The organism is Pantoea sp. NPDC088449 (assembly GCF_044753225.1).
Lineage (GTDB): Bacteria > Pseudomonadota > Gammaproteobacteria > Enterobacterales > Enterobacteriaceae > Pantoea > Pantoea floridensis.
The window spans coordinates 441,583-461,620 of the sequence record NZ_JBIVMT010000004.1 but is presented as its reverse complement, the minus strand read 5'-3'; the positions used below and the strand labels follow the sequence as shown (position 1 = coordinate 461,620).

General features: G+C 57.8%; 17 protein-coding genes. 3 read left to right on the top strand and 14 right to left on the bottom strand.

Annotation, left to right across the window (positions count from 1 at the left end; genetic code table 11):
- From ACIP6T_RS19415 to ACIP6T_RS19395, 5 genes are all read right to left on the bottom strand, one after another.
- On the bottom strand, positions 1-254 hold a 254-nt coding region (locus ACIP6T_RS19415; RefSeq protein WP_400458457.1), incomplete at its 3' end, for a hypothetical protein.
- A gap of 57 nt (positions 255-311) precedes the next feature.
- On the bottom strand, positions 312-3,443 hold the full coding sequence (locus tag ACIP6T_RS19410; RefSeq protein ID WP_400458455.1) for an efflux RND transporter permease subunit: 3,132 nt from the start codon (positions 3,441-3,443) through the stop codon (positions 312-314).
- 8 nt (positions 3,444-3,451) lie between these two features.
- Positions 3,452-4,588, bottom strand: a complete 1,137-nt coding sequence (locus ACIP6T_RS19405; RefSeq protein WP_400458453.1) for an efflux RND transporter periplasmic adaptor subunit — start codon at positions 4,586-4,588, stop codon at positions 3,452-3,454.
- Positions 4,589-5,066: 478 nt separating this feature from the next.
- Entirely contained in the window at positions 5,067-6,800 is a 1,734-nt protein-coding gene (locus ACIP6T_RS19400) for a penicillin-binding transpeptidase domain-containing protein (protein WP_097096175.1), read from the bottom strand.
- 245 nt (positions 6,801-7,045) lie between these two features.
- Positions 7,046-9,319 (bottom strand): molybdopterin-dependent oxidoreductase, encoded by a 2,274-nt coding sequence (locus ACIP6T_RS19395; RefSeq protein WP_400458451.1) that lies wholly within the window; start codon positions 9,317-9,319, stop codon positions 7,046-7,048.
- A gap of 196 nt (positions 9,320-9,515) precedes the next feature.
- Between ACIP6T_RS19395 and galR the strand changes: the two genes are divergently transcribed.
- On the top strand, positions 9,516-10,517 hold the full coding sequence (gene galR / locus ACIP6T_RS19390) for an HTH-type transcriptional regulator GalR (protein ID WP_097096173.1): 1,002 nt from the start codon (positions 9,516-9,518) through the stop codon (positions 10,515-10,517).
- A 197-nt stretch (positions 10,518-10,714) separates the two neighbouring features.
- Here galR and ACIP6T_RS19385 read toward each other — a convergent pair whose 3' ends face one another.
- Both ACIP6T_RS19385 and lysA read right to left on the bottom strand, forming a co-directional pair.
- Positions 10,715-11,164, bottom strand: coding sequence for a GNAT family N-acetyltransferase (locus ACIP6T_RS19385; RefSeq protein WP_097096172.1), 450 nt, complete (start codon positions 11,162-11,164; stop codon positions 10,715-10,717).
- Positions 11,161-12,417: a diaminopimelate decarboxylase gene (lysA, locus tag ACIP6T_RS19380; RefSeq protein WP_400458448.1), complete on the bottom strand. Its 1,257-nt coding sequence runs from the start codon at positions 12,415-12,417 to the stop codon at positions 11,161-11,163. Before lysA ends, ACIP6T_RS19385 begins: the two co-directional genes overlap by 4 nt.
- Positions 12,418-12,527: 110 nt before the next feature.
- Between lysA and ACIP6T_RS19375 the strand changes: the two genes are divergently transcribed.
- A complete protein-coding gene (locus tag ACIP6T_RS19375; protein ID WP_345828426.1) occupies positions 12,528-13,448 on the top strand; it encodes a LysR family transcriptional regulator in 921 nt (306 codons plus the stop codon).
- On the opposite strand, the gene ACIP6T_RS19370 is transcribed toward ACIP6T_RS19375, so the two are convergent.
- Positions 13,445-14,608, bottom strand: a complete 1,164-nt coding sequence (locus ACIP6T_RS19370) for an MFS transporter (protein WP_097096169.1) — start codon at positions 14,606-14,608, stop codon at positions 13,445-13,447. The two genes, ACIP6T_RS19375 and ACIP6T_RS19370, sit on opposite strands and share 4 nt — an antisense overlap.
- Positions 14,609-14,972: 364 nt before the next feature.
- Between ACIP6T_RS19370 and ACIP6T_RS19365 the strand changes: the two genes are divergently transcribed.
- A complete protein-coding gene (locus tag ACIP6T_RS19365; protein WP_097096168.1) occupies positions 14,973-15,599 on the top strand; it encodes a hypothetical protein in 627 nt (208 codons plus the stop codon).
- Between the two features lie 115 nt (positions 15,600-15,714).
- Here ACIP6T_RS19365 and ACIP6T_RS19360 read toward each other — a convergent pair whose 3' ends face one another.
- Genes ACIP6T_RS19360 through ACIP6T_RS19335 form a run of 6 tightly spaced genes read right to left on the bottom strand, consistent with a single transcriptional unit; the run spans position 15,715 to position 19,824 of the window.
- Positions 15,715-16,389 carry a DUF1989 domain-containing protein gene (locus ACIP6T_RS19360; protein WP_400458445.1) on the bottom strand — a complete coding sequence of 225 codons (675 nt, stop codon included), beginning with the start codon at positions 16,387-16,389 and terminating at the stop codon, positions 15,715-15,717.
- A 13-nt stretch (positions 16,390-16,402) separates the two neighbouring features.
- Positions 16,403-17,068, bottom strand: coding sequence for an amino acid ABC transporter permease (locus tag ACIP6T_RS19355; RefSeq protein ID WP_345828420.1), 666 nt, complete (start codon positions 17,066-17,068; stop codon positions 16,403-16,405).
- Positions 17,068-17,718 (bottom strand): amino acid ABC transporter permease, encoded by a 651-nt coding sequence (locus ACIP6T_RS19350; protein ID WP_400458443.1) that lies wholly within the window; start codon positions 17,716-17,718, stop codon positions 17,068-17,070. Before ACIP6T_RS19350 ends, ACIP6T_RS19355 begins: the two co-directional genes overlap by 1 nt.
- 3 nt (positions 17,719-17,721) lie before the next feature.
- Positions 17,722-18,369 (bottom strand): urea carboxylase-associated family protein, encoded by a 648-nt coding sequence (locus ACIP6T_RS19345; protein ID WP_400458441.1) that lies wholly within the window; start codon positions 18,367-18,369, stop codon positions 17,722-17,724.
- Complete coding sequence (locus ACIP6T_RS19340; RefSeq protein WP_400458439.1) at positions 18,353-18,985, bottom strand: DUF1989 domain-containing protein; 633 nt, start codon at positions 18,983-18,985, stop codon at positions 18,353-18,355. The genes ACIP6T_RS19345 and ACIP6T_RS19340 overlap by 17 nt, the downstream gene beginning before the upstream one ends.
- A gap of 2 nt (positions 18,986-18,987) precedes the next feature.
- Positions 18,988-19,824, bottom strand: a complete 837-nt coding sequence (locus tag ACIP6T_RS19335; RefSeq protein ID WP_400458438.1) for a transporter substrate-binding domain-containing protein — start codon at positions 19,822-19,824, stop codon at positions 18,988-18,990.
- Positions 19,825-20,038: the final 214 nt, after the last annotated feature.

Below are 20,038 nucleotides of genomic sequence, written 5' to 3'. Positions count from 1 at the left end.
ATAAATTGCGCCGCTACAAGTTCTTGCGCGCTTGATTTATGCCGCGACTCTTTGCGCCGTGCAGTTTGCCAGGTGCGCATTAATGCGCACCCTACTAATACGAGCACGCTTCCGTAGCGGCGCGATTCATCGCGCGCCTTGATGCCCGCATCTTGCCCATCCCGGCATTGCGCAATAAATTGCGCCGCTACAAGTTCTTGCGCGCTTGATTTATGCCGCGACTCTTTGCGCCGTGCAGTTTGCCAGGTGCGCATTAATGCGCACCCTACGTAACACACCTCACACGTAGGGTCGCCATTCATGGCGACCGCTTAACGCTCGTGCACGACCTTTGTGGATGTTTTTTTCTTGCGCGCAAACAGCTGTGAAACCACCACGTAAAACATCGGCACAAAGAAGATGGCGAGGAAGGTGGCGGTAATCATGCCGCCCGCCACCGCGGTACCAATCGAGTGCTGGCTGCCCGCGCCTGCGCCGTTAGAAATGGTGAGCGGCAGCACGCCGAGGATAAACGCCATGGACGTCATGATGATGGGTCGGATACGCAGCCGTGCCGCTTCCACCGCCGCGTCCACCAGCGTTTTGCCCTCGCGCTCATGCAGCTCTTTGGCAAACTCGACGATCAGAATGGCGTTTTTCGCCGCCAGCCCCACCGTGGTCAGCAAGCCCACCTGGAAAAACACATCATTTTGTAGGCCGCGCAGCAGCACTGCGCTGATGGTGCCGAGGATGCCGAGCGGCACCACCATGATCACCGAGAACGGAATCGACCAGCTCTCGTACAGCGCTGCCAGGCACAGGAACACCACCACAATCGAGATCAGATAGAGCTGGGTGGTTTGGTTGCCAGACGCCTGCTCCTCATACGAGATGCCGTACCACTGCACGCGAAAACCGTGCGGTAGCTGTTTCGCCAGCTGTTCCACCGCCTTCATTGCTTCACCGGTGCTTTGGCCCGGCGCTGGCGATCCGAGGATCTCCTCGGCGGTTAAGCCGTTAAAGCGTTCAAAGTGCGGCGAACCGTACACCCATTTACCGGAAGCAAAGGCGGAGAATGGCACCATGGTGCCGCTGCTGTTGCGGAAGTACCATTTGTCGAGATCTGACGGCGTGACGCGGGAATCCGCTTTGCCCATCAGATACACCTCTTTGACGCGGCCGTTATACATGAACTGATCGATGTAGCTGGATCCCCACGCCACCGACAAGGTGTTGTTGATATCGGTCATGCTCAGGCCGAGCGCGCTCGCCCTCTCATCATTGATCTCCAGCTGATACTGCGGCTCATCTTCCAGGCCGTTGAGGCGCACCTGCGCCAGATGCGGATCGTTGTTCGCCAGCGTAATCAGCTGATGTGCGGCATCCATCATCTGCTGATGGGTGTGCGCGCCGGTATCCTGCAGATAAAGGTCAAAACCGGTGGCATTCCCCAGCTCCATCACCGCAGGCGGCACCATGGCAAAGATTTTAGCGTTCTGGTAGTTGGCAAAGTGCGCCATCACGCGGTTCGCTAAATCCTGCACGCTTTGCCCGCGGTGGGTACGATCGCCCCAATCTTTCAGGCGTACGAAGGCCATGGCGTTGCTTTGACCGCGACCGGCAAAGTTAAAGCCCGCCACGCCAAAGGTGGTGGTCACCACCGAGGCTTCGTTCTTCTCCAGATAATCATTGAGATCGTTAATCACCTGCTGAGTACGCTGTGAAGACGCATTCACTGGCAGCGTCATCTGCACCATCATCAGGCCCTGATCTTCTCCCGGCAGGAAGGTGGTCGGCACGCGGGTGAAGAGAAAGCCCGTCACGCCGACGATGACCAGATAGATCACCAGGAACAGGCCGCGACGGGAAATCACTTTGCTGACGCCATGGGTGTAGTGCATCGCGCCGCTATCGAACTTGCGGTTGAACCAGCCGGCGAAGCCGGTGGTTTTGTGCTCTGCTGCCGCCGGTTTCAGCAAGGTGGCGCACAGCGCCGGGGTGAAGATCAGCGCCATGATCACCGATAGCGCCATCGCCGACACGATGGTGATGGAGAACTGACGATAGATGACGCCGGTCGATCCGGAGAAGAACGCCATCGGCAGCAGCACCGCCGACAGCACTAGCGCGATACCAAACAGCGCGCCCTGAATTTGCTGCATCGATTTAATGGTGGCGGTTTTCGGGTCGAGCTGCTCTTCGTGCATTACGCGCTCAACGTTCTCCACCACCACAATCGCATCATCCACCAAGAGCCCGATGGCCAGCACCATGCCGAACATGGTTAGGGTGTTAATGCTGTAGCCAAACGCCGATAGAATGCCGAAGGTACCGAGCAGCACTACCGGCACCACCAGCGTGGTGATCAGCGTCGCACGCAGGTTTTGCAGGAAGATCAGCATCACAAAGAACACCAGCACCACCGCTTCGATCAGCGTTTTCACCACCTCCTCAATTGAGGCGCTCACCACCGGCGAGGTGTCGTACGGATACTGAATTTCGACGTTGTCCGGCAGCGAATCTTTTAAATCGGCGATGGTTTGACGCACCGCTTTGGCGGTATCCAGTTCATTGGCACCGGTCGCCAGACGCAGTGCGATACCGGCGGCGGGCTTGCCGTTCATAGTTGCATCAATGCCGTAGCTCTGCGGACCCAGCGCCACGCTCGCCACGTCTTTCAGCCGCACCTGCGAACCGTCGCTGTTCACCTTCAGCAGCACATTCTCAAATTGCTGCACGGTAGTGAAACGGGTTTTGCCAAGAATCGTCGCCTGCGTTTTTGCCCCCTGAATGGTCGGCAAGCCGCCGAGAGAACCGGACGAAACCTGCACGTTCTGGTTATCGATGGCGGTAGTAACATCGCTTGGCATCAGGTTGTATTTGTACAGCTTTGCCGGATCGAGCCAGATGCGCATCGCGTATTCCGAACCCAGCACCATAAAGTCGCCGACGCCCGGCGTACGCGAGATCGGATCTTCTAGCTTCGATACCAGCATGTCGGCCAGATCGCCGTTGGTCAGCTTGCCGTCTTTGGAGATCAAGCCGATGACCATCATGAAGTTTTTCTGGTACTTACGGATGCGAATCCCTTGCTGCGTCACATCAGTTGGCAGCTGCGACTCGGCGAGCGACACGCGGTCTTGCACCTGTACCTGGGCGATATCCGGATTGATGCCCTGATTAAAGGTAGCGATGATCTGTGCGCTGCCGTCTGAGGCGCTGCTCGACTCCAGATAACGCAGGCCATCCAGACCATTGAGCTGCTGCTCAATCACCTGCACTACGGTGTTTTGCGTGGTTTCAGCGCTGGCACCCGGATACGTGACGGAGATCGACACTGCCGGCGGTGAGATATTGGGGTATTGATTAACCGGCAGACTGATGGCGGCAATCGCGCCGACCAGCATCACGATAATCGCGATAACCCAGGCGAAGATGGGACGTTCAATAAAAAACTTCGACATGCCGCCCCCTATTGCGCTGCTGCGTCGGTCATGGAAAGGCTGACCGCGTTGGCGGATGGCGTGTCATCGGTATTGGCCGCCGTAGTGGTGACTTTCTCTCCGCTGCGCACGCTTTGCAGGTTGTTCACCACCACGTTTTCCCCTTGCTGCAAGCCCGACGTCACCAGCCATTCTCCTTTGATCATCTCGCCGGTATGGATGCTGCGCTGCTCAATAGTGCTGTCACTTTTGACCACGAAGACATACGGCTGGCCTTTGGTGTCATGCATGATTGCCTCTTGCGGCAGCAAAATCCCCTGCTGCTGAATGCCCTGCGGGAAACTGGCATGCACGTACATGCCTGGCAGCAGGTCGTTATGCGGATTGGGGAATACCGCGCGCAGCACCACGGTGCCGGTGGTGGTATCAACGTTTACCTCCGAAAATGCCAGCTTGCCCTGTTCGGCATATTGGCTGTTATCCTCCAGCGATAACCCCACTGCCGCGGTGTTATCGGCCACTTTGGCAATTTTACCGTCGGCTAATGCGCGACGCAGACGCAGCAGATCGGTTGCCGATTCACTGACATCCACATAGATCGGATCGAGCTGGGTAATGGTGGCGAGATAATCGGTTTGGCCATTGGTCACCAGTGCACCGGCGGTGTACAGCGAACGGCTGATGTGGCCGGAAATTGGCGCTTTCACCAGCGTGTAATCGAGATTGACCTTGGCGGTTTCAACATCGGCCTGCGCTTCGCGCGCGGCAGCAACTGCATCATCGTATGTCTGCTGGCTGATAGCGTGCGCATTGGCCAGCGGCTGATAGCGTTTCACCACCATGGCATCGTTCTGCCAGGTTGCCATGGCTTTATCGTAGGCCGCTTTATAGGTGGCGGGATCAATCTGATACAGCGGCTGGCCGGCTTTCACTTCACCGCCTTCGGTAAACAGGATTTTTTCAATCACGCCGCTTACCTGCGGACGTACCTGCGCCGTTCGCACCGCCGTGGTACGGCCAGGCAATTGGGTAACAAGCGTAACGGGTTCGGCTTTCAGGTTTACCACGCCAACTTGCGGCGTGGCGGATGCGGCGGGTTTAGCTCCGCCCTGGTCACAGGCTGCCAGTAAAAACACCACGCTGGCAGAAAGAAGTTTCAGGCGCATAGTTGTTCTCTAAAAGATAGGAGGGGAATAGTCACGAAGGTAATGACGCTAAAAAGCCATTGTAGGGAGGCGGGTTAAGCGAGGTTGTTAAGGTTACGTAAAATATATTTTCCAAAGGAAAATGGTAAACCTTTCGTGCCATAAATCGTTGGGATTTTTAGCGTTTTGTGGGTTTAACCGTAGGGTCGCCATTCATGGCGACTTGGTTATTGGCCGCACCGTGCGGTCAGTTAAATGTCGTCATAAATGACGGCCCTAAGCGTTTTGGTAAATTGCAGGCAAAAAAAACCCACGCATCTGCGTGGGTCGGTGTAATAACAGGGATGCTGCAAAGCAGCGCTGTTTCACACCCATCAATACCTCTGGGATGACCATATTGGCACCGAACCGCCGGTGAAAGACAGGTGCAAAAAGCAACGGTGTTCGGCGAAGTGAAACGAGGTGTGAATTTTCTCCACACCTTAATTACATTTTGATTTCACTGAGATTTATCTGAAGGCGGCTTACTGTAGATGGCATCCGGTGCCACATTCATGTGCTTCAGCACCGGGCCCATGATATTGCCGAAGATCGGGGCGGCAACCGATCCACCAAAGTGATCGCCCGCGGTGGGATGGTTGATCATCACCACCAGCGCCACTTCCGGATGGCTGGCCGGCGCGATGCCGGCGGTATAGTTGATGTAGCCGCCATCGTACTTACCGCTGGAGCCCATCTTCTCCGCCGTACCGGTTTTGGTCGCCAGACGATATCCCGGCACCGCGGCTCTCACGCCGGTACCGCCCGGCAGCACATCACTCTCCAGCATGTGCACCACGGTTTGCACCACCTGCGGATTGGCCACCTGCTTGCCCAGCACCGGCGGCGTCACCTTGGTGATCGACAGCGGGCGATAAATACCGTACGAACCGAGCGTGGCGTATTCACGGGCAATTTGCAGCGGCGTCACGCGCAGGCCGTAGCCAAAAGCGAAGGTAGCGCGTTCGATGTCGGCCCAGCGTTCACGATGCAGCGGGAAGTAGCCGACGCTTTCGCCGGTCAGGCCCAGTCCGGTGGGTTTACCCAATCCAAACGCCTGATAGGTGTTGACCAGCGCTTCGGCGGGCATTGCCAGCGCAATGTGCGACACGCCGATATCACTCGATTTTTGCAAAATGCCGGTCATGGTAAGTCGCGGCCAGTGGCCAACGTCGCGGATCAGGTGGCCATTTACGCTGTAGGGCGTGGTATCAATCACCGAATCGGCGCGCACCAAATGGCGCTCCAGCCCTTCCATCACCACCAGCGGTTTCACCGTTGAACCCGGTTCGTAGCTGTCGTTGATCGCCGAGTTACGCATCTGTGCCGGCGTGGCGTTCTCATAATTGTTCGGGTTGAAAGACGGATAAGAGGCCATCGCCAGAATTTCGCCGGTATCGATTTTTACCAGCACCGCCGCGCCTGAATCCGCTTTGTTGAGCAGCACGCCGTCGCGCAGTTTGCTGTAAAGCGTGAACTGGTCGAATTTGTCGATGCTGAGCTGCACCGTTGGCGGCTGCTGCGGCGGCTGGTAATCGATCATCGCAATGATGTTGCCTTCACCATCCTGACGATAAACCTCTTTGCCCGGATCGCCCTGCAACACATGATCGAAGCCTTTTTCGATGCCGTTCAGGCCATTGCTGTCGGCGCCGACGATACCAATCAGCGGCGCGGCCGCTTCACTCATCGGATAGAAACGGCTGTCGTTATACACCGAGCTGATGCCTTTCAGTTTCAGCTCGGCGATGTCTTTAGCGATGCCGAGTTCGATCTTGCGTCCCAGATAAAGGAAGCGCTTTTTCGGGTTAGCGGTGATTTGCGCGCGCAGATCTTCCGGACGCAGATTGAGCGCCGCCGCCAGATAGGCCCATTTGGCGCTGGTGAAATCAGGATTGGCCTCCAGCACGCGCATCGGATCGGCGATGATATCGCGCGCTGGCACACTCAGCGCCAGCGCCTGACCATCGCGATCCAGCAAGGTGCCACGGTTGGTGGGCAGCGTGACGGTGCGCAGCGAGCGCTGATCGGCCTCGTGTTCCAGCATCGGATGTTTAATCAGTTGCAGGTCGCCGACACAGATCAGTAATAGCACCAGACAGCAGAAAACGCCGAGGCAAATCAGGCGAAAACGAAACGGGTTAAAGGGGGCTTTGATCTGGTCTTTTCCCAGAAATTTTTTAATAGGAGGCATGGTAATCCACTGAGGCGAAAATCAGGCTTAATGCCAGCAGTTATAAAGAAACGTAAAGCGAGTTGACAGGAAAACTATGTTTCAAAAAAAAACCTGCGCATCTGCGCAGGTCGGTGTAATCAAGAAAACTTTTTGATGTTCACCCATCAATACCTCTGGGACCCTGACTGTAGCAAGGCGGCATGATGAGAAACCATCGCCTAAACGCAACAGTTACCCGCAAAATGTAACCAGCGGTGAGATTGTTAACCGTTTGTGCAAATCCGATGTTTTTTGATTTCTACCAGGCAACTCATGGCGTTTGGCCCCTGCGTCAGCGACGAGGTGCCGATATCCAGCGTCAACACATTGGGGTTGCCGGCGCGATCCCACGGCTGCCACGCGCGACCAAATCCGGGATCGAACCACGCGCCGGTGGCGATGATCACCACACCCGGCGTTAAACCATCGGTAAGGCGTACGCCAGCCAGCATGCGGCCCCGCGCGTTGCTCACCTCAATCTCATCGCCATCCGCAATCGCGCGCGCGGCGGCATCCTGCGGATGCATATACAAGGTTTCATGTCCGGCGGTTTTATTGGCTTGTACGCTGGCGGTCGCATCCATCTGGCTGTGCAAACGATCCGACGGTTGAATGGAGATCATATGCAGCGGGAACTGCGCGCTGAGCGGCGCGCCCAGCCACTCTTGCGGCTCGCGCCATTCGGGATGGCCGGCGAAATCCTCCAGCTGATAGTCCGCGATGGTTTGGCTAAACAGTTCGATCTTGCCGCTGGCGGTTTGAATCGGATGACTTTGTGGATCAACACGAAAATCATCCATAAATACGTAAGGTTTGCCGCCTTCCGGAATCTCGACATACCCGCGCTGCCAAAACTCACCAAACTCTGGGAAATGAATATCTCTGCACGCATGCGCGGTGGCGCACTGCTGATACAGATGTTCAATCCACTGCATCTCGCTACGGCCCTCGGTGAAAACATCGCGATAGCCGAGGCGATCGGCAATATCGGCGAAGATATCGAAATCGTTACGCGCCTGATGCTGCGGCTTGATCGCCTGATGCATCGCCAGCACGAAGCGATCGCGCGATGAGCCGCCAATGTCGTTGCGCTCGAGCGTCGTGGTGGCGGGCAACACGATATCCGCCATCTGGGCCGCCGGCGTCCAGACAATATCCTGCACAATCACGGTGTCCGGACGCTGCCAGCCCTCCACCAGACGATTGAGCTGCTGATGATGATGGAACGGATTGCCGCCCGCCCAGTGCACCAAATGGATATCCGGATAGTGCTGGGTTTCCCCCTGAAAATGATAGGGCTGGCCCGGATTGAGCAGCATGTCGCTGATGCGCGCCACCGGAATCGACAGATTGCCCGGATTCGGCCCGGTGCTCATCATCGGTGCCGGGCCATCCTGACGCGGATTGCCGACGCTATTCATCGAACCGTGACCAAACGAGAAGCCGCCCCCCGGCAAACCTGGCTGGCCGAGCATTGATGACAGCGCAATCATCATCCAGTACGGCTGCTCGCCGCGATGCGCGCGCTGCACCGAATAGGAGCAGGTAATAAAGCTACGTTTGCCAATGAGCTGCTGCGCCAGCAGGGCAATGCGCGCCGCCGGAATGCCGGTGATCGCACTCGCCCACGCCGGCGTTTTAGCAATGCCATCGCTCTCGCCCAGCAAATAGCCGCGCAGCTGCGGCCAGCCGGTGCAGTGGCTGGCGAGGAAGCGTTCATCAATGCCGTTGCGGCGCGTTATTTCATATCCGAGCGCCAGCATCAGCGCGACATCGGTGTTGGGGCGAATCGGAATCCACTCGGCATTGACGAACGCCGGGCAATCATCGCGCATCGGGCTGATGTTAACGATTGGCGTGCCTTTGGCGCTGAGCTGTTCCAGCGCCGGTTTCAGGCTGTGCTGCCCGGCACCGCCGGATGCCACCTGGGCGTTTTTCAGCGCCAGACCACCAAAGGCGATAAAGATGTCGGCGTGTTCCACCACTTGCGGCCAGTCAGTCACGCGGCCGGTCAGCGGCATATAGGTGCCAATCACATACGGCAGGAAGAACTGCGCTGCGCCCCAGCTGTAGTTACCTTGCTGATCCACCCCGCCGCCGCCCTGAAAATAGAAGCGGCGAATCAGCGTGCGCGCGTGGTTGACGCGTCCCGCCGATGACCAGCCGTAAGAGCCGTTGAAAATGCCCGATGCGCCGTAGCGATCGCGCACGCGGCGATTCTCTTCCGCCACCAAATCCAGCGCGGTATCCCAATCCACCGCCACAAAATCTTCACGGCCACGTAAGGTACGATCGCTGTTCTCGCGTGACTTAAGCCAGGAACGGCGCACCATCGGCTGGCGGATACGCTTATCCGAATAGACCAGTTCAGGGATGGTGTTAAGCATCGGCGACGGATCGGCATCAGCAAAAAAGGGTTCGCAGCCAATCAGGCGATCGTTTTCAGTGACGGCGGTAAAGGCGCCCCAGTGCGCCAGATGCGGCACGCGAGTTTTCATGGTTTTTGGTCCGGCAGGCAGGTGTAATTATGGTTGGCAGCATACCATGAGGCGAACAATGAGCTAAAGTGCGGTCGTGAGCGCCTGATTTTCCGTGCTTTTGCGACAGCGCTGGCATTCTGGCGGGTTGCTACAGGGGGTGTTTTCCGTAACACTGATGGCATGTGTAAACGTTTTCCCGGATGTCGATAATCGCATGGCTACCATTAAGGATGTTGCCCGCATGGCGGGGGTTTCGGTCGCAACCGTTTCTCGCGTCATCAATAATTCGCCCAAAGCCAGCGAGAGCTCTCGCCTCGCCGTGACGCAGGCAATGGAGCAGTTGCAGTATCACCCGAACGCCAATGCGCGCGCCCTCGCGCAACAATCCACTGAAACCCTGGGTTTGGTGGTGGGCGATGTGTCCGATCCGTTTTTTGGCGCGATGGTCAAAGCGGTGGATGAAGTCGCAGGGCAGACCGGCAACTTTTTGCTGATTGGTAACGGTTACCACAATGAGCAAAAAGAGCGTCAGGCGATTGAGCAGCTGATGCGTCATCGCTGCGCCGCGCTGGTGGTGCACGCGAAGAAAATCCCCGACGACGATTTAGAGATGCTGATGAAGCAGGTGCCGGGCATGGTGCTGCTGAATCGCTTGCTAAAAGGCTTTGAGAATCGCTGCATCGCGCTGGATGACCGCTACGGCGCGTGGCTGGCAACCCGTCATCTGATTCAGCAGGGCCACACGCAAATCGCCTTTATCTGTTCCACCCACACCATTTCCGATGCCGAAGATCGCCTGCAGGGCTATTACGATGCGCTGAAAGAGCACGGGTTGCCGTGTAACGATCGTTTAGTGGCGTGGGGCGAACCGGACGAAGTGGGCGGCGAACAGGCGATGACGGAGTTGATGGGGCGCGGCAAGCAATTCACCGCGGTGGCCTGCTATAACGATTCGATGGCGGCCGGTGCGCTGGCGGTGCTGAGCGATAACGGCATCCGCGTGCCGGAAGAGATGTCGCTGATTGGCTTCGATGATGTGCTGGTGTCGCGCTATGTGCGTCCGCGATTGACCACGGTGCGCTATCCGATAGTGACCATGGCGCAACAGGCGGCGCAGCTGGCGCTGGCGTTAGCCAATGGCAGCGAGATGCCGGAAGTCACCAACATGTTTAGCCCAACGCTGGTGAGAAGGCATTCGGTGAGTGGGCCGGGTTGATTGGGGTTGGGTGCGGGGTTTCCCTCACCCTAGCCCTCTCCCGCACGCGGGAGAGGGAACCGATCGCGGATCGGGATGAGATAAGCACGTTGCTTTGAAATCGCTCAGGCACTTAACTTCTAAATCGCTCGGGTGGCTCCCTCGCCCGCTTGCGGGAGAGGGTTGGGGTGAGGGACAGCGCGCACCGCCCCAACCCATCACAACTCCCGCGCGTACACCTTCACCCGCACGTCCGGGAACTCCAGCGCCTCGCACTGATACTGCCAGCCAAAACGTTCGTAATAACCACCAAACGTCGACCATAACCACAGCTTGTCATACCCACGCTGACGCGCGAACGCAATCACATGCTGCTGTAGCGCTTCGCTCAATCCCTTGCCGCGCGCGGATTCCTCAACAAATAACGCGGCCACCCACGGATAGAGATCCTGACGACTGATCAAATCGCAGCGCCAAAATCCTACCGTGCCCAGCGGCGTATCGCCATCGAGCGCCACAAAGGTCACCGGAAAATCGGCACCGTTGAGGCTGCTGCGCACAATGCTGTCGTAAAACTCGCGCGAGGTGCCGTCGCCAAACGCCTGCCACAACCAATCGGTGATCTGTGTGGCATGATGCGGCACCGCGCTGAGCGCAACGATCTTCATCCGTGCAGTTCCAGCGCCAGCAGTTCCTGAATGGTCTGCGCGCGACGAATTTCCCGCGCCTTGCCGTTCTCAAACAGCACTTCCGGAATCAGCGGGCGGCTGTTGTAGTTCGACGACATCGATGCGCCGTACGCGCCGGTATCATGAAACACCAGATAATCGCCCACCTGCGCCGCTGGCAGCGCACGGGTTTCCACTTTGCCGCCTTCCAGCTGTGTAAACACGTCACCCGATTCACACAGCGGACCGGCCACCACACTTTCAATCGTGTCATCACCCAATGCACGGCCATCTGCCGGCAGCAGCGAAATATGGTGATAGCTGCCATACATTGATGGGCGCATCAAATCGCTGAAACCGGCATCAACCAACACAAAATGGCGACTGCCCATATCTTTCACCGCCCGCACCTGTGAAACCAGCACGCCTGATTCCGCGACGAGGAAGCGGCCCGGCTCAATCTCCAGCTTCACCGGATGACCAAGATGCGCAGCAATGCGCTCGCGCGCGCCGTTCCACAAGCCGTAATAGTGTTGAGTATCAATGGCCTCTTCACCAAAACGATAAGGAATCGACAAACCGCCGCCGGCGGAAATCGCCTCGAGGTCCTGACCAAACGCCACCACCTGATCGACCATCGCGTCACACACCTGTTGCAGGTGGCCGTAATCCACGCCAGAACCGATGTGCATATGCAGGCCCACCAGATGCAGACCGTGCTGCTGGATCGCCGCCAGCGCCAGCGGTAGATCGCTGTGCCAGATGCCGTGCTTGCTGTTCTCGCCGCCGGTGTTGGTTTTCTGGCTATGACCATGACCAAAACCGGGATTGATGCGCAGCCACACCGCGTGGCCCGGCGACAGTTCGCCCAGCTGATGCAGCATATCCACTGAACCGGCGTTGACTGGCACCTTCAGCTCGGCGATGCGCGCCAGCGTGGGCTGGTCGAACACGTCGGCGGTGAAGACGATATCTTCGCCCCCGGGCTGATAACCGGCGGCGATGGCGCGCTCGATTTCCCCCAGCGATACCGAATCCACTTTAACGCCCGCCGCACGCATCAACCGCAGGATGTGAATATTGGAGCAGGCTTTCTGCGCAAAACGCACCACGTCGAACGCGCTCAGCTGGGCAATGCGCTGCTGAATGATCGCCGCATCGTAAGCCCAAAATGGACCGACATAACGCTGCGCCAGCGGCAGTAAATGGGCGGCGGCTAACGCCGTTTCGGTGTTGTTCAGTGGACGGGGCATGTCAATTCTCCTGTGTCATTGAACGTATTTAGCCACAGCGCAGCGATTCAGAAAAATATCTGTTTTAGCGACAGCTATACAAATATGATATGGCTTTAGCAGAGGGCGCAATGGCAAAAATTAACTGGCGACATATCGAAATTTTTCACGCGGTGATGACCAGCGGCAACCTGACGCAGGCGGCGACGCTGCTGCGCACCTCGCAGCCGACGGTAAGCCGCGAGCTGGCGCGGCTGGAGCAGCAGCTCGGCCTACAGCTGTTCGAGCGGGTGCGCGGCCGCCTGCAGCCGACGGTGCAAGGCCTGCGGCTATACGAAGAGGTGCAGCGCTCGTGGTATGGGCTCGATCGCATTATGGATGCCGCCGAAGGATTACGTGAGTTTCGCCAGGGCGAACTGTCGATTGCCTGTTTGCCGGTATTTTCGCAGTCGCTGCTGCCACCGCTGCTGCAACCTTTTTTGCAGCGCTATCCACAGGTTAGCCTGAATATCATTCCGCAGGAGTCGCCGCTGCTGGAAGAGTGGCTATCGGCGCAGCGCTACGATCTCGGTCTGACCGAAACCCAGCATGCACCTGCCGGCACCGAGCGCCTGCCGCTGCTGACCTGTGATGAAGTGTGCGTGCTGCCGCCGCAGCATCCGCTGTGCCAGCGCGCGGTGCTGACGCCGCAGGATTTCCACGGCGAGAATTACGTCAGCCTGTCGCGCAGCGATAGCTATCGCCAGTTATTGGATTCACTGTTTCATGAGCAGGAGGTGGATCGTCGATTGGTGCTGGAGACGCACAGTGCGGCGTCGGTATGCGCAATGGTGCGCGCGGGCGTGGGGATTTCGATTGTGAATCCGCTGACGGCGCTTGATTACGCCGCCAGCGGAGTGGTGATGCGGCGCTTCAGTATCGCCGTACCGTTTACCGTCAGCCTGGTGAGGCCACAGCATCGACCGGCTTCGGCGCTGGTCGATCACTTCTGCGACCACCTGCAACAGCAGGTAGCCGCGTTTCCACAACGTATTGCCGAGCAATTAGCTTAAGCGTTGACTGCTTCGCCCTGCCCGCCCGATTTGCGGAAGGTGACGAGGCAGATCACCAATCCGATAGCCGCCAGCGCCGCCGCCGCAACCGGCACCGACGTCAGGCCGTAACCTTTCTCGATCACCGCACCACCGACCCATGCGCCAAGCGCGTTACCGACGTTGAAGGCGGAGATGTTGAGCGTGGAAACCAGGTTTGGCGCATCTTTACCGTGGCGCACCACGTTAATCTGCAGACCCGGCACGGTGGCAAAGGTCGCCATTGCCCACAGGAACAACGTAATTTCCGCCAGCCACAGCGCATGGCTGGTCCAGCTGAACAGCAGCGAGAATACCGCAATCAGTACAAAGCTGAGGATCAGGCTGAACGACACTTTCCAGTCGGCCAGCTTGCCGCCGAGGATATTGCCGACCGTTAAACCAGCGCCGATCAGGAACAGCGTCCAGCTGACGCCACGATCGCTAATCCCGGTCACCTGCAGCAACAGCGGAGCGATATAGCTGAACAGCGCAAACATCGCCGCCGCAAAGAACACCGTCATCAGCAGCGACAGCCACAGTTTGCCATTCGCCAGCGCGCTGATTTCACTCGCCAGATGCACCGGCTTCTCTTCTTTGTTGTTCGGCAGGCTAACAATTAGCGCGATAAAGGCGAAGATGCCGATAATCGCCACGCCCCAGAAAGTGGCACGCCAGCCAAACATCTGACCAAACCAGGTGCCCAATGGCACGCCGAGCACATTGGCCAACGTCAGGCCGGTGAACATCAGCGCCACGGCAGAAGCCTGACGACTCGGTGCCACCAGGCTGGCGGCCACCACCGCACCAATGCCGAAGAAGGCGCCGTGACACAGCGCTGTCACCACACGCGCCAGCATCAGCAGGTTATAGGTGTAGGCCAACGCACAGAGCACGTTACCGATGATGAAGATGATCATCAGTAGAATTAGCGTCTTCTTCCGCGGCAGTTTAGCGGTCAGCAGCGCCATGATCGGCGCACCAATGGCCACGCCCAGCGCGTAACCGCTGATCAACCATCCCGCAGAGGGGATCGACACCTGAAGATCGCCCGCCACATCCGGCAGTAATCCCATGATGACAAATTCCGTAGTGCCGATGGCGAACGCACTCAGCGCCAGCGCCAGTAATGCAACAGGCATAACACACTCTCCCAATAAATTTTTTGCAGGCGGGCCGCACTGCGAGCGCAGTACGGTTACAACAGACGCTTATTAAAATTTGAACTACGTCACATTGTTATTAAAGCATAGCCCTTGCACCGCAACCACCCCGCGTGGCGCAAGGCTATTTTGCCCGCACAGCAATAATCGCCGCGCGGAAAAATGACCGAAACCAACCATTGAGACAGATTGACGTTTTCACGCTACGCTTGTAGCAGGATGTGACGGTGGTCACAGCGGAACAGTTTTTGGCAATAAATCAGTCAGTAAAGGATGGACGCGTACTGCCGATACCTCAATGGATTGCCCGGTTAGGGGGTGTCAAAAATCGAGGGGAGAGCGTATGCGATGGCTCATCGCGCTAACGGTTGGCTGCCTGAGTGGCTGTTCTGTTGGACATTACGAATACAGCAAAGAAGCAGCAAAACGCGTCGATATGACCGTCACCGGTATTCCCACCGTTCTGGGCATTGGTGCGCTCGGCACCACCATTCCTCTTACGCGTGACTACAGCCTGACGGCGGCGCACGTAGCGAAGTTTTCCTTGTATCGGGTCAAAGCCTGGCATCCTGAATGTGATATCGCGGTGGTGTACCACAAAAACAGTGAAGCCAATCTGCCACCACCGTTTCGCAACAGCCATATTGGCGACAACGTGAATTTGTATGGCTACAGCTTTATTTCGGCGATGCCGGTGTCATCAAGCGGCAAGAATTTGATCAACACCACGCTGGCGAATGACTGGAATAAGGCCAGCTGCGTGGTGGTGGCGGCCAATGCCGGCGTGGTGAAAGGTATGTCCGGCGGCGCCGTGTATAACGCCAGCGACGATACATTGGCGGGTGTCATTGTCGGCTACAGCAGCCAGATCGACGATAATAAGAGCGGTAAAACGCTGTATAAAAATGTGGCGCTGTATGTGCCCTATGCGCGTTTTCAGGCGTGGCTGGATGGGGTGGTTAAGTCGTAGATTTGCTGCGGGCTGATGCCCTCACCCTAGCCCTCTCCCACAGGGAGAGGGAATAAAAGAAATACCCTGCCACATGCTCGCTCGGTCAGTTCCCTCTCCCGCTTGCGTGAGAGGGTTAGGGTGAGGGAACCCACGCGCCCTTCAGTTGCACCTGCGGGAATCCGCTGGTCAAAATGCGCAGCTCGGCATCACGCGGCGTATTATCGCCCTGCCCCTGAATGCTAACGATATCCTGCGGACAGGCCGAGAACGCCACAAAACAATCCATCTCGGCGCGCAGCACGATGTAGTCGCCCGGTTTGGTCACTACCGGCAGCGTCTTTAGCGTAATGCCGTCCGGCTGCACCTGAATATTCATAAAGATATTAAATGACGCCAGATTACCGTGCGGCAGCGTCACGCCCAGCTCGCGCATCCCCTCAAACAGATTGTCATGGCAGTTGCGATGCGGTTCGGTACAGCCGAGCAGCTCATAGCGCCGCGCGTCGCAGGCGGCCATAAAGGTGTCGTGCACGCCGGGCGACGTATCCGCCACCAGCGTCAAAATCGGATGGCGCTGGCTGGTGATGAAGCTGTCGCCCACTTTAGGATTGAGACGCTGATTCCACACGCGCGTCGCCTCCATACACATATATTCGCTCACATCCTCGGCGTTATAGGCCCAGCAATCTACCACCTGGGTACCGTGCAGGTTAATCACCTGTACCGCTTCGCCCTGCTTCAGGCGCACCGCTTTACCGTAGCGTGCCGGGATGGTAATCGCTTCACGGTGCTGAAATTCAGCTGACATGTTGTTCTCCAGATTAATGCTGCATGGCGCGACGATAGCGCGTCATGCGGGATTCGAGGCCGCGCGCCAGCCAGTCGATCGCGCTGTTGAGCAGCCAGTAACAGAGCGCCACGGTGAGATAGATCTCCAGCGGCGCGTAGGTATCCGAAATCGCCTGTTTGGCGGCGTACATAAACTCCTGCACCGAGACAATCGATAGCAGCGCCGAGTCTTTAATCAATCCGATCATCAGCCCGACCAACGGCGACAGCATCTGCGGCAGGGTTTGCGGCAGCACCACATCGCGCAGCTGCTCGCGGCGGCTTAAGCCCAATACGCGGCACGCTTCCCACTGCCCTTTCGGCAGCGCATCAATCGCCGAGCGAACCACCTGCGCAATGTAGGGCGCGTAGTAGAGCGTTAGCGCCAGCACACCCACTACCGGCGACGACAGCGTGATGTCATATTCCGGCAGCACGAAGTAGAGCAGATAGATCACCACCAGCAGCGGCAGCGCGAGGGTTAACCCGCTGTACAGATTAAGCAGACGCAGCCAGAACGGCGAGGCGCGCATCAGCAGTACGGCCAGCAGCGCGCCCCACAGCAGTGAACAAAGTGCCGCCACTAAACAGAGCTGCAGGGTAGCCACCAGGCCGTCAGCGAGCGACGGCAAGGAAGTGATAATTGCCTGCCAATCCATTATGCCATCCTCCGTTTTGCTTCCAGACGCCGCGCCGCTGCAATCAACGGCATGGCGATCAACAGATATCCGGCCGCCACCAGCAGCAGCACCTGGGTGGCTTCGTAGGTGCGGGCGATGACAATTTGCCCGGCGTAGGTCAACTCGGTCAGCGCCACCACCGAGGCCAGCGGCGTGGTTTTCAGCAGAATAGTGAACTCATTGACCAGCATCGGCAGGCTGGCGCGCATCACCTGGGGATTGATCACATACCACCAGCTGAGAAAACGGCTCAGGCCCAGCGTGCGCGCCGCTTCAAGCTGTCCACGCGTCACCAAACTGCGATTAACGCGCAGGATTTCCGCCACGTAAGCGCCGCTGTTGAGGCCGATAGCAATTACCGCCGCCAGCATCGGCTGGCCACCCAACCCCAGGCGCGGCAAGGTGAAAAACACCACAAACAGCTGCACAATTGCCGGGGTGCCGCGCATCACGCTGACATACAGGCGGCCGATGGTGCGCCAGATCCAGGCGCGACGCAGCTGCAGGAAGCAGGCAAGCTGCCCCATTACCACGCTGACGAGCGACGCCAGCACGGTGAGCAGCAACGTCATCAGCAGGCCGCGTCCGAGTTCCGGCAGCGCGGCCACTACCTGTTGATCCAGCCCCATGCGTTACTCCGCGTTAAAGTCGTGCAGGTTTTCCGCCACCGACAGCAGCAGCGGCGCGGGCTTATCGTTACCCTCAATGCCGGTGTTGCAGGCGGAGACGATGAATTCCGTATCCATCACCACGCGACAGGTAATGCTGTCGCCGGCTTTGGTCTGATTGGTTTCCGGCAGAATATCGCCCTCGCGCGTGAGCTTGAGGTGCATAAACAAGTTGATCGGATCGGGCAGCTTCGGCACCACCCGACCAAGACGTGCCAGCTCGCCGCGCACGCCCTCAAGGCAACCCTCGCCCTGATAGCCACGCTCGGCGAGAAACGCGGTGGTCGAGGCGGGCAGCAGCAGGTCGTGACGCTTTACGCTGTCTTTGCCCAGCACCATCATCGGACGGCGACGGTTATTCACCAGACGCATCCCGGAACCGAGCAGATAACTGTTGCTGAACACCCGCGTGTGGTGCACCGACAACCATACGTCGGGATCGGCAAGGCTAAAGCCAAACAGCGACGCGACGGCACCTTCGCCCAGCGCGGTGATGCGCAGCAGCTGACCGCGCAGCACGCGAATCGAACCTACGCTGCCCGGCGCAATCTGCACCGGTTCAGCCAGCGTGCGCACGGCGGTTTCTTCATAACGTTCACGCATTAACAGCATGATTCATCTCCTGAGCGTGAAAATGGTCGCTGACCACGATGTCGATGGGCGTCACCTGCAAACCGTTGCCGGGAATGATGTCCTGCGGGCAGGATGACACCGCGCAGATCAGGTCGCACAGCGCTTCAAAGGTGATGCTATCGCCCGCTTTGCTGTTGGGATCGGTGACTTCCATGCGGCCATCGGCGGTAACCGGACCGTTTTGGAACAGGTTGAACGGCTCCGGCAGCGAGAAGTAGGTCACCCCAAATGCCTTCATCCCTTCCAGCAGGTTATCAACGCAGTTGCGATGCCCTTCCACGCCGAAATCGACGCTAAAGCGCGTGCGATCGCAGGCCGGTACGTTGGAATCGTGAATGCCGATGCTGTCGGCAAGAATGCGCAGCATCGGGCGGTTTTCACTCGACCACAGCGCATCGCCGGGTTTGAAGAACAGCGACCGCAGCTGCTGGCGCGTATGCACCGGCGACAGTTTTTCGTTGAGATCGTCGGCGTTAACCGCGACAAAATCGGCGGCCTGCTGCCCTGCGCTATCAATTACGGTAATAAACTGGCCTTTGCGCACGCGAAAGGTTTTGCCAAAGCCGGCGGGCACCGTCAGGTTGGACTGGCACATAGTTACTCCTGCGGAATGAAGTCGCTGGCGGGCACGGTGAAGGTGGTGCCGAGATACTGCTGTTGCAGTTTGGTCAGCTCGCCATCTTTCTGCATCGCCAGAATATGATCGCTAATGGCTTTGTTCAGGCTGCCATCTTCTTTACGCGTCGCCCAACCCATCCACTGTGACGGACCGACTTCGCCCACCTGTGCCACTTTACCGGCGTATTTTTTCGCTACCGGCGCCAGTACTGAGATGTCGTCATAGACGAAATCGGCGCGTTTGGTCATCAGCGTGCTGACGGTTTGGTCCAGCGAATCCACGTTGATAATGACGATGGGTTTTTTACCCTCTTTCTTCAGCTGCTCGTTGAAACCCTTGAGCAGCTGTTCGGGCACGCTGGCGGTTTTCACTGCGCCGCGCAGGCCAGACAAACTTTCCGGACTCAGGGTGTTACCGCTGAAGGTTTTCGCCTCTGCTTCGCGTACCAGCACGCCGTTAACGGTTTTGCTGTACGGCACGGTGAACAACACTTTCTTCGCGCGTTCAGCGGTAACGTTGAGAGAGGAGCCTTCAGCATTGAAGGAGCCAGAAATCAGGCCCGGCAGAATGCCGCTGAAGGCGGTTTTCTGAAACTCGAGTTTCACGCCGAGATCTTTTGCGAAGGATTGCATGATCGCCACGCTGTAACCGGTGATCTCGCCTTTGTCGTCGGTGTATTCGTATGGCGGAAAGGTTGGATCGATACCGACGGTGATTTTGCCGCTGCTTTTGATGTCGGACAGCGTGTCGGCTTGCGCCTGCGCCACGGTGCCAACGGAAAGAAGTGCGGCGATCAGCAGTGCTGTTTTTTTCATTATGGTGTTTCCCTGGTGTTGGTGAAATGTCTTTTTCTACTGAGCATGTTTTGTGCCAGTTTTTTCACCACTGCGCAGAGGGCATCACGCCAGGTCAATCTTTAGCTAATAAAATCAACTGGAAACAACTGTTTCTTGATTTTTATTTTTATTTCTTAGGTTTCACAGGCGAGCGGGACGGCGGCTGTTGCTGGAGAGAGAGTTGGCAGGATTG

Excerpts from the sequence above, each read along its gene's own strand:
- ACIP6T_RS19410 (WP_400458455.1), bottom strand. The coding sequence starts at position 3,443 with ATGTCGAAGTTTTTTATTGAACGTCCCATCTTCGCCTGGGTTATCGCG.
- ACIP6T_RS19405 (WP_400458453.1), bottom strand. The coding sequence starts at position 4,588 with ATGCGCCTGAAACTTCTTTCTGCCAGCGTGGTGTTTTTACTGGCAGCC.
- ACIP6T_RS19400 (WP_097096175.1), bottom strand. The coding sequence starts at position 6,800 with ATGCCTCCTATTAAAAAATTTCTGGGAAAAGACCAGATCAAAGCCCCC.
- ACIP6T_RS19395 (WP_400458451.1), bottom strand. The coding sequence starts at position 9,319 with ATGAAAACTCGCGTGCCGCATCTGGCGCACTGGGGCGCCTTTACCGCC.
- galR (WP_097096173.1), top strand. The coding sequence starts at position 9,516 with ATGGCTACCATTAAGGATGTTGCCCGCATGGCGGGGGTTTCGGTCGCA.
- ACIP6T_RS19385 (WP_097096172.1), bottom strand. The coding sequence starts at position 11,164 with ATGAAGATCGTTGCGCTCAGCGCGGTGCCGCATCATGCCACACAGATC.
- lysA (WP_400458448.1), bottom strand. The coding sequence starts at position 12,417 with ATGCCCCGTCCACTGAACAACACCGAAACGGCGTTAGCCGCCGCCCAT.
- ACIP6T_RS19375 (WP_345828426.1), top strand. The coding sequence starts at position 12,528 with ATGGCAAAAATTAACTGGCGACATATCGAAATTTTTCACGCGGTGATG.
- ACIP6T_RS19370 (WP_097096169.1), bottom strand. The coding sequence starts at position 14,608 with ATGCCTGTTGCATTACTGGCGCTGGCGCTGAGTGCGTTCGCCATCGGC.
- ACIP6T_RS19365 (WP_097096168.1), top strand. The coding sequence starts at position 14,973 with ATGCGATGGCTCATCGCGCTAACGGTTGGCTGCCTGAGTGGCTGTTCT.
- ACIP6T_RS19360 (WP_400458445.1), bottom strand. The coding sequence starts at position 16,389 with ATGTCAGCTGAATTTCAGCACCGTGAAGCGATTACCATCCCGGCACGC.
- ACIP6T_RS19355 (WP_345828420.1), bottom strand. The coding sequence starts at position 17,068 with ATGGATTGGCAGGCAATTATCACTTCCTTGCCGTCGCTCGCTGACGGC.
- ACIP6T_RS19350 (WP_400458443.1), bottom strand. The coding sequence starts at position 17,718 with ATGGGGCTGGATCAACAGGTAGTGGCCGCGCTGCCGGAACTCGGACGC.
- ACIP6T_RS19345 (WP_400458441.1), bottom strand. The coding sequence starts at position 18,369 with ATGCTGTTAATGCGTGAACGTTATGAAGAAACCGCCGTGCGCACGCTG.
- ACIP6T_RS19340 (WP_400458439.1), bottom strand. The coding sequence starts at position 18,985 with ATGTGCCAGTCCAACCTGACGGTGCCCGCCGGCTTTGGCAAAACCTTT.
- ACIP6T_RS19335 (WP_400458438.1), bottom strand. The coding sequence starts at position 19,824 with ATGAAAAAAACAGCACTGCTGATCGCCGCACTTCTTTCCGTTGGCACC.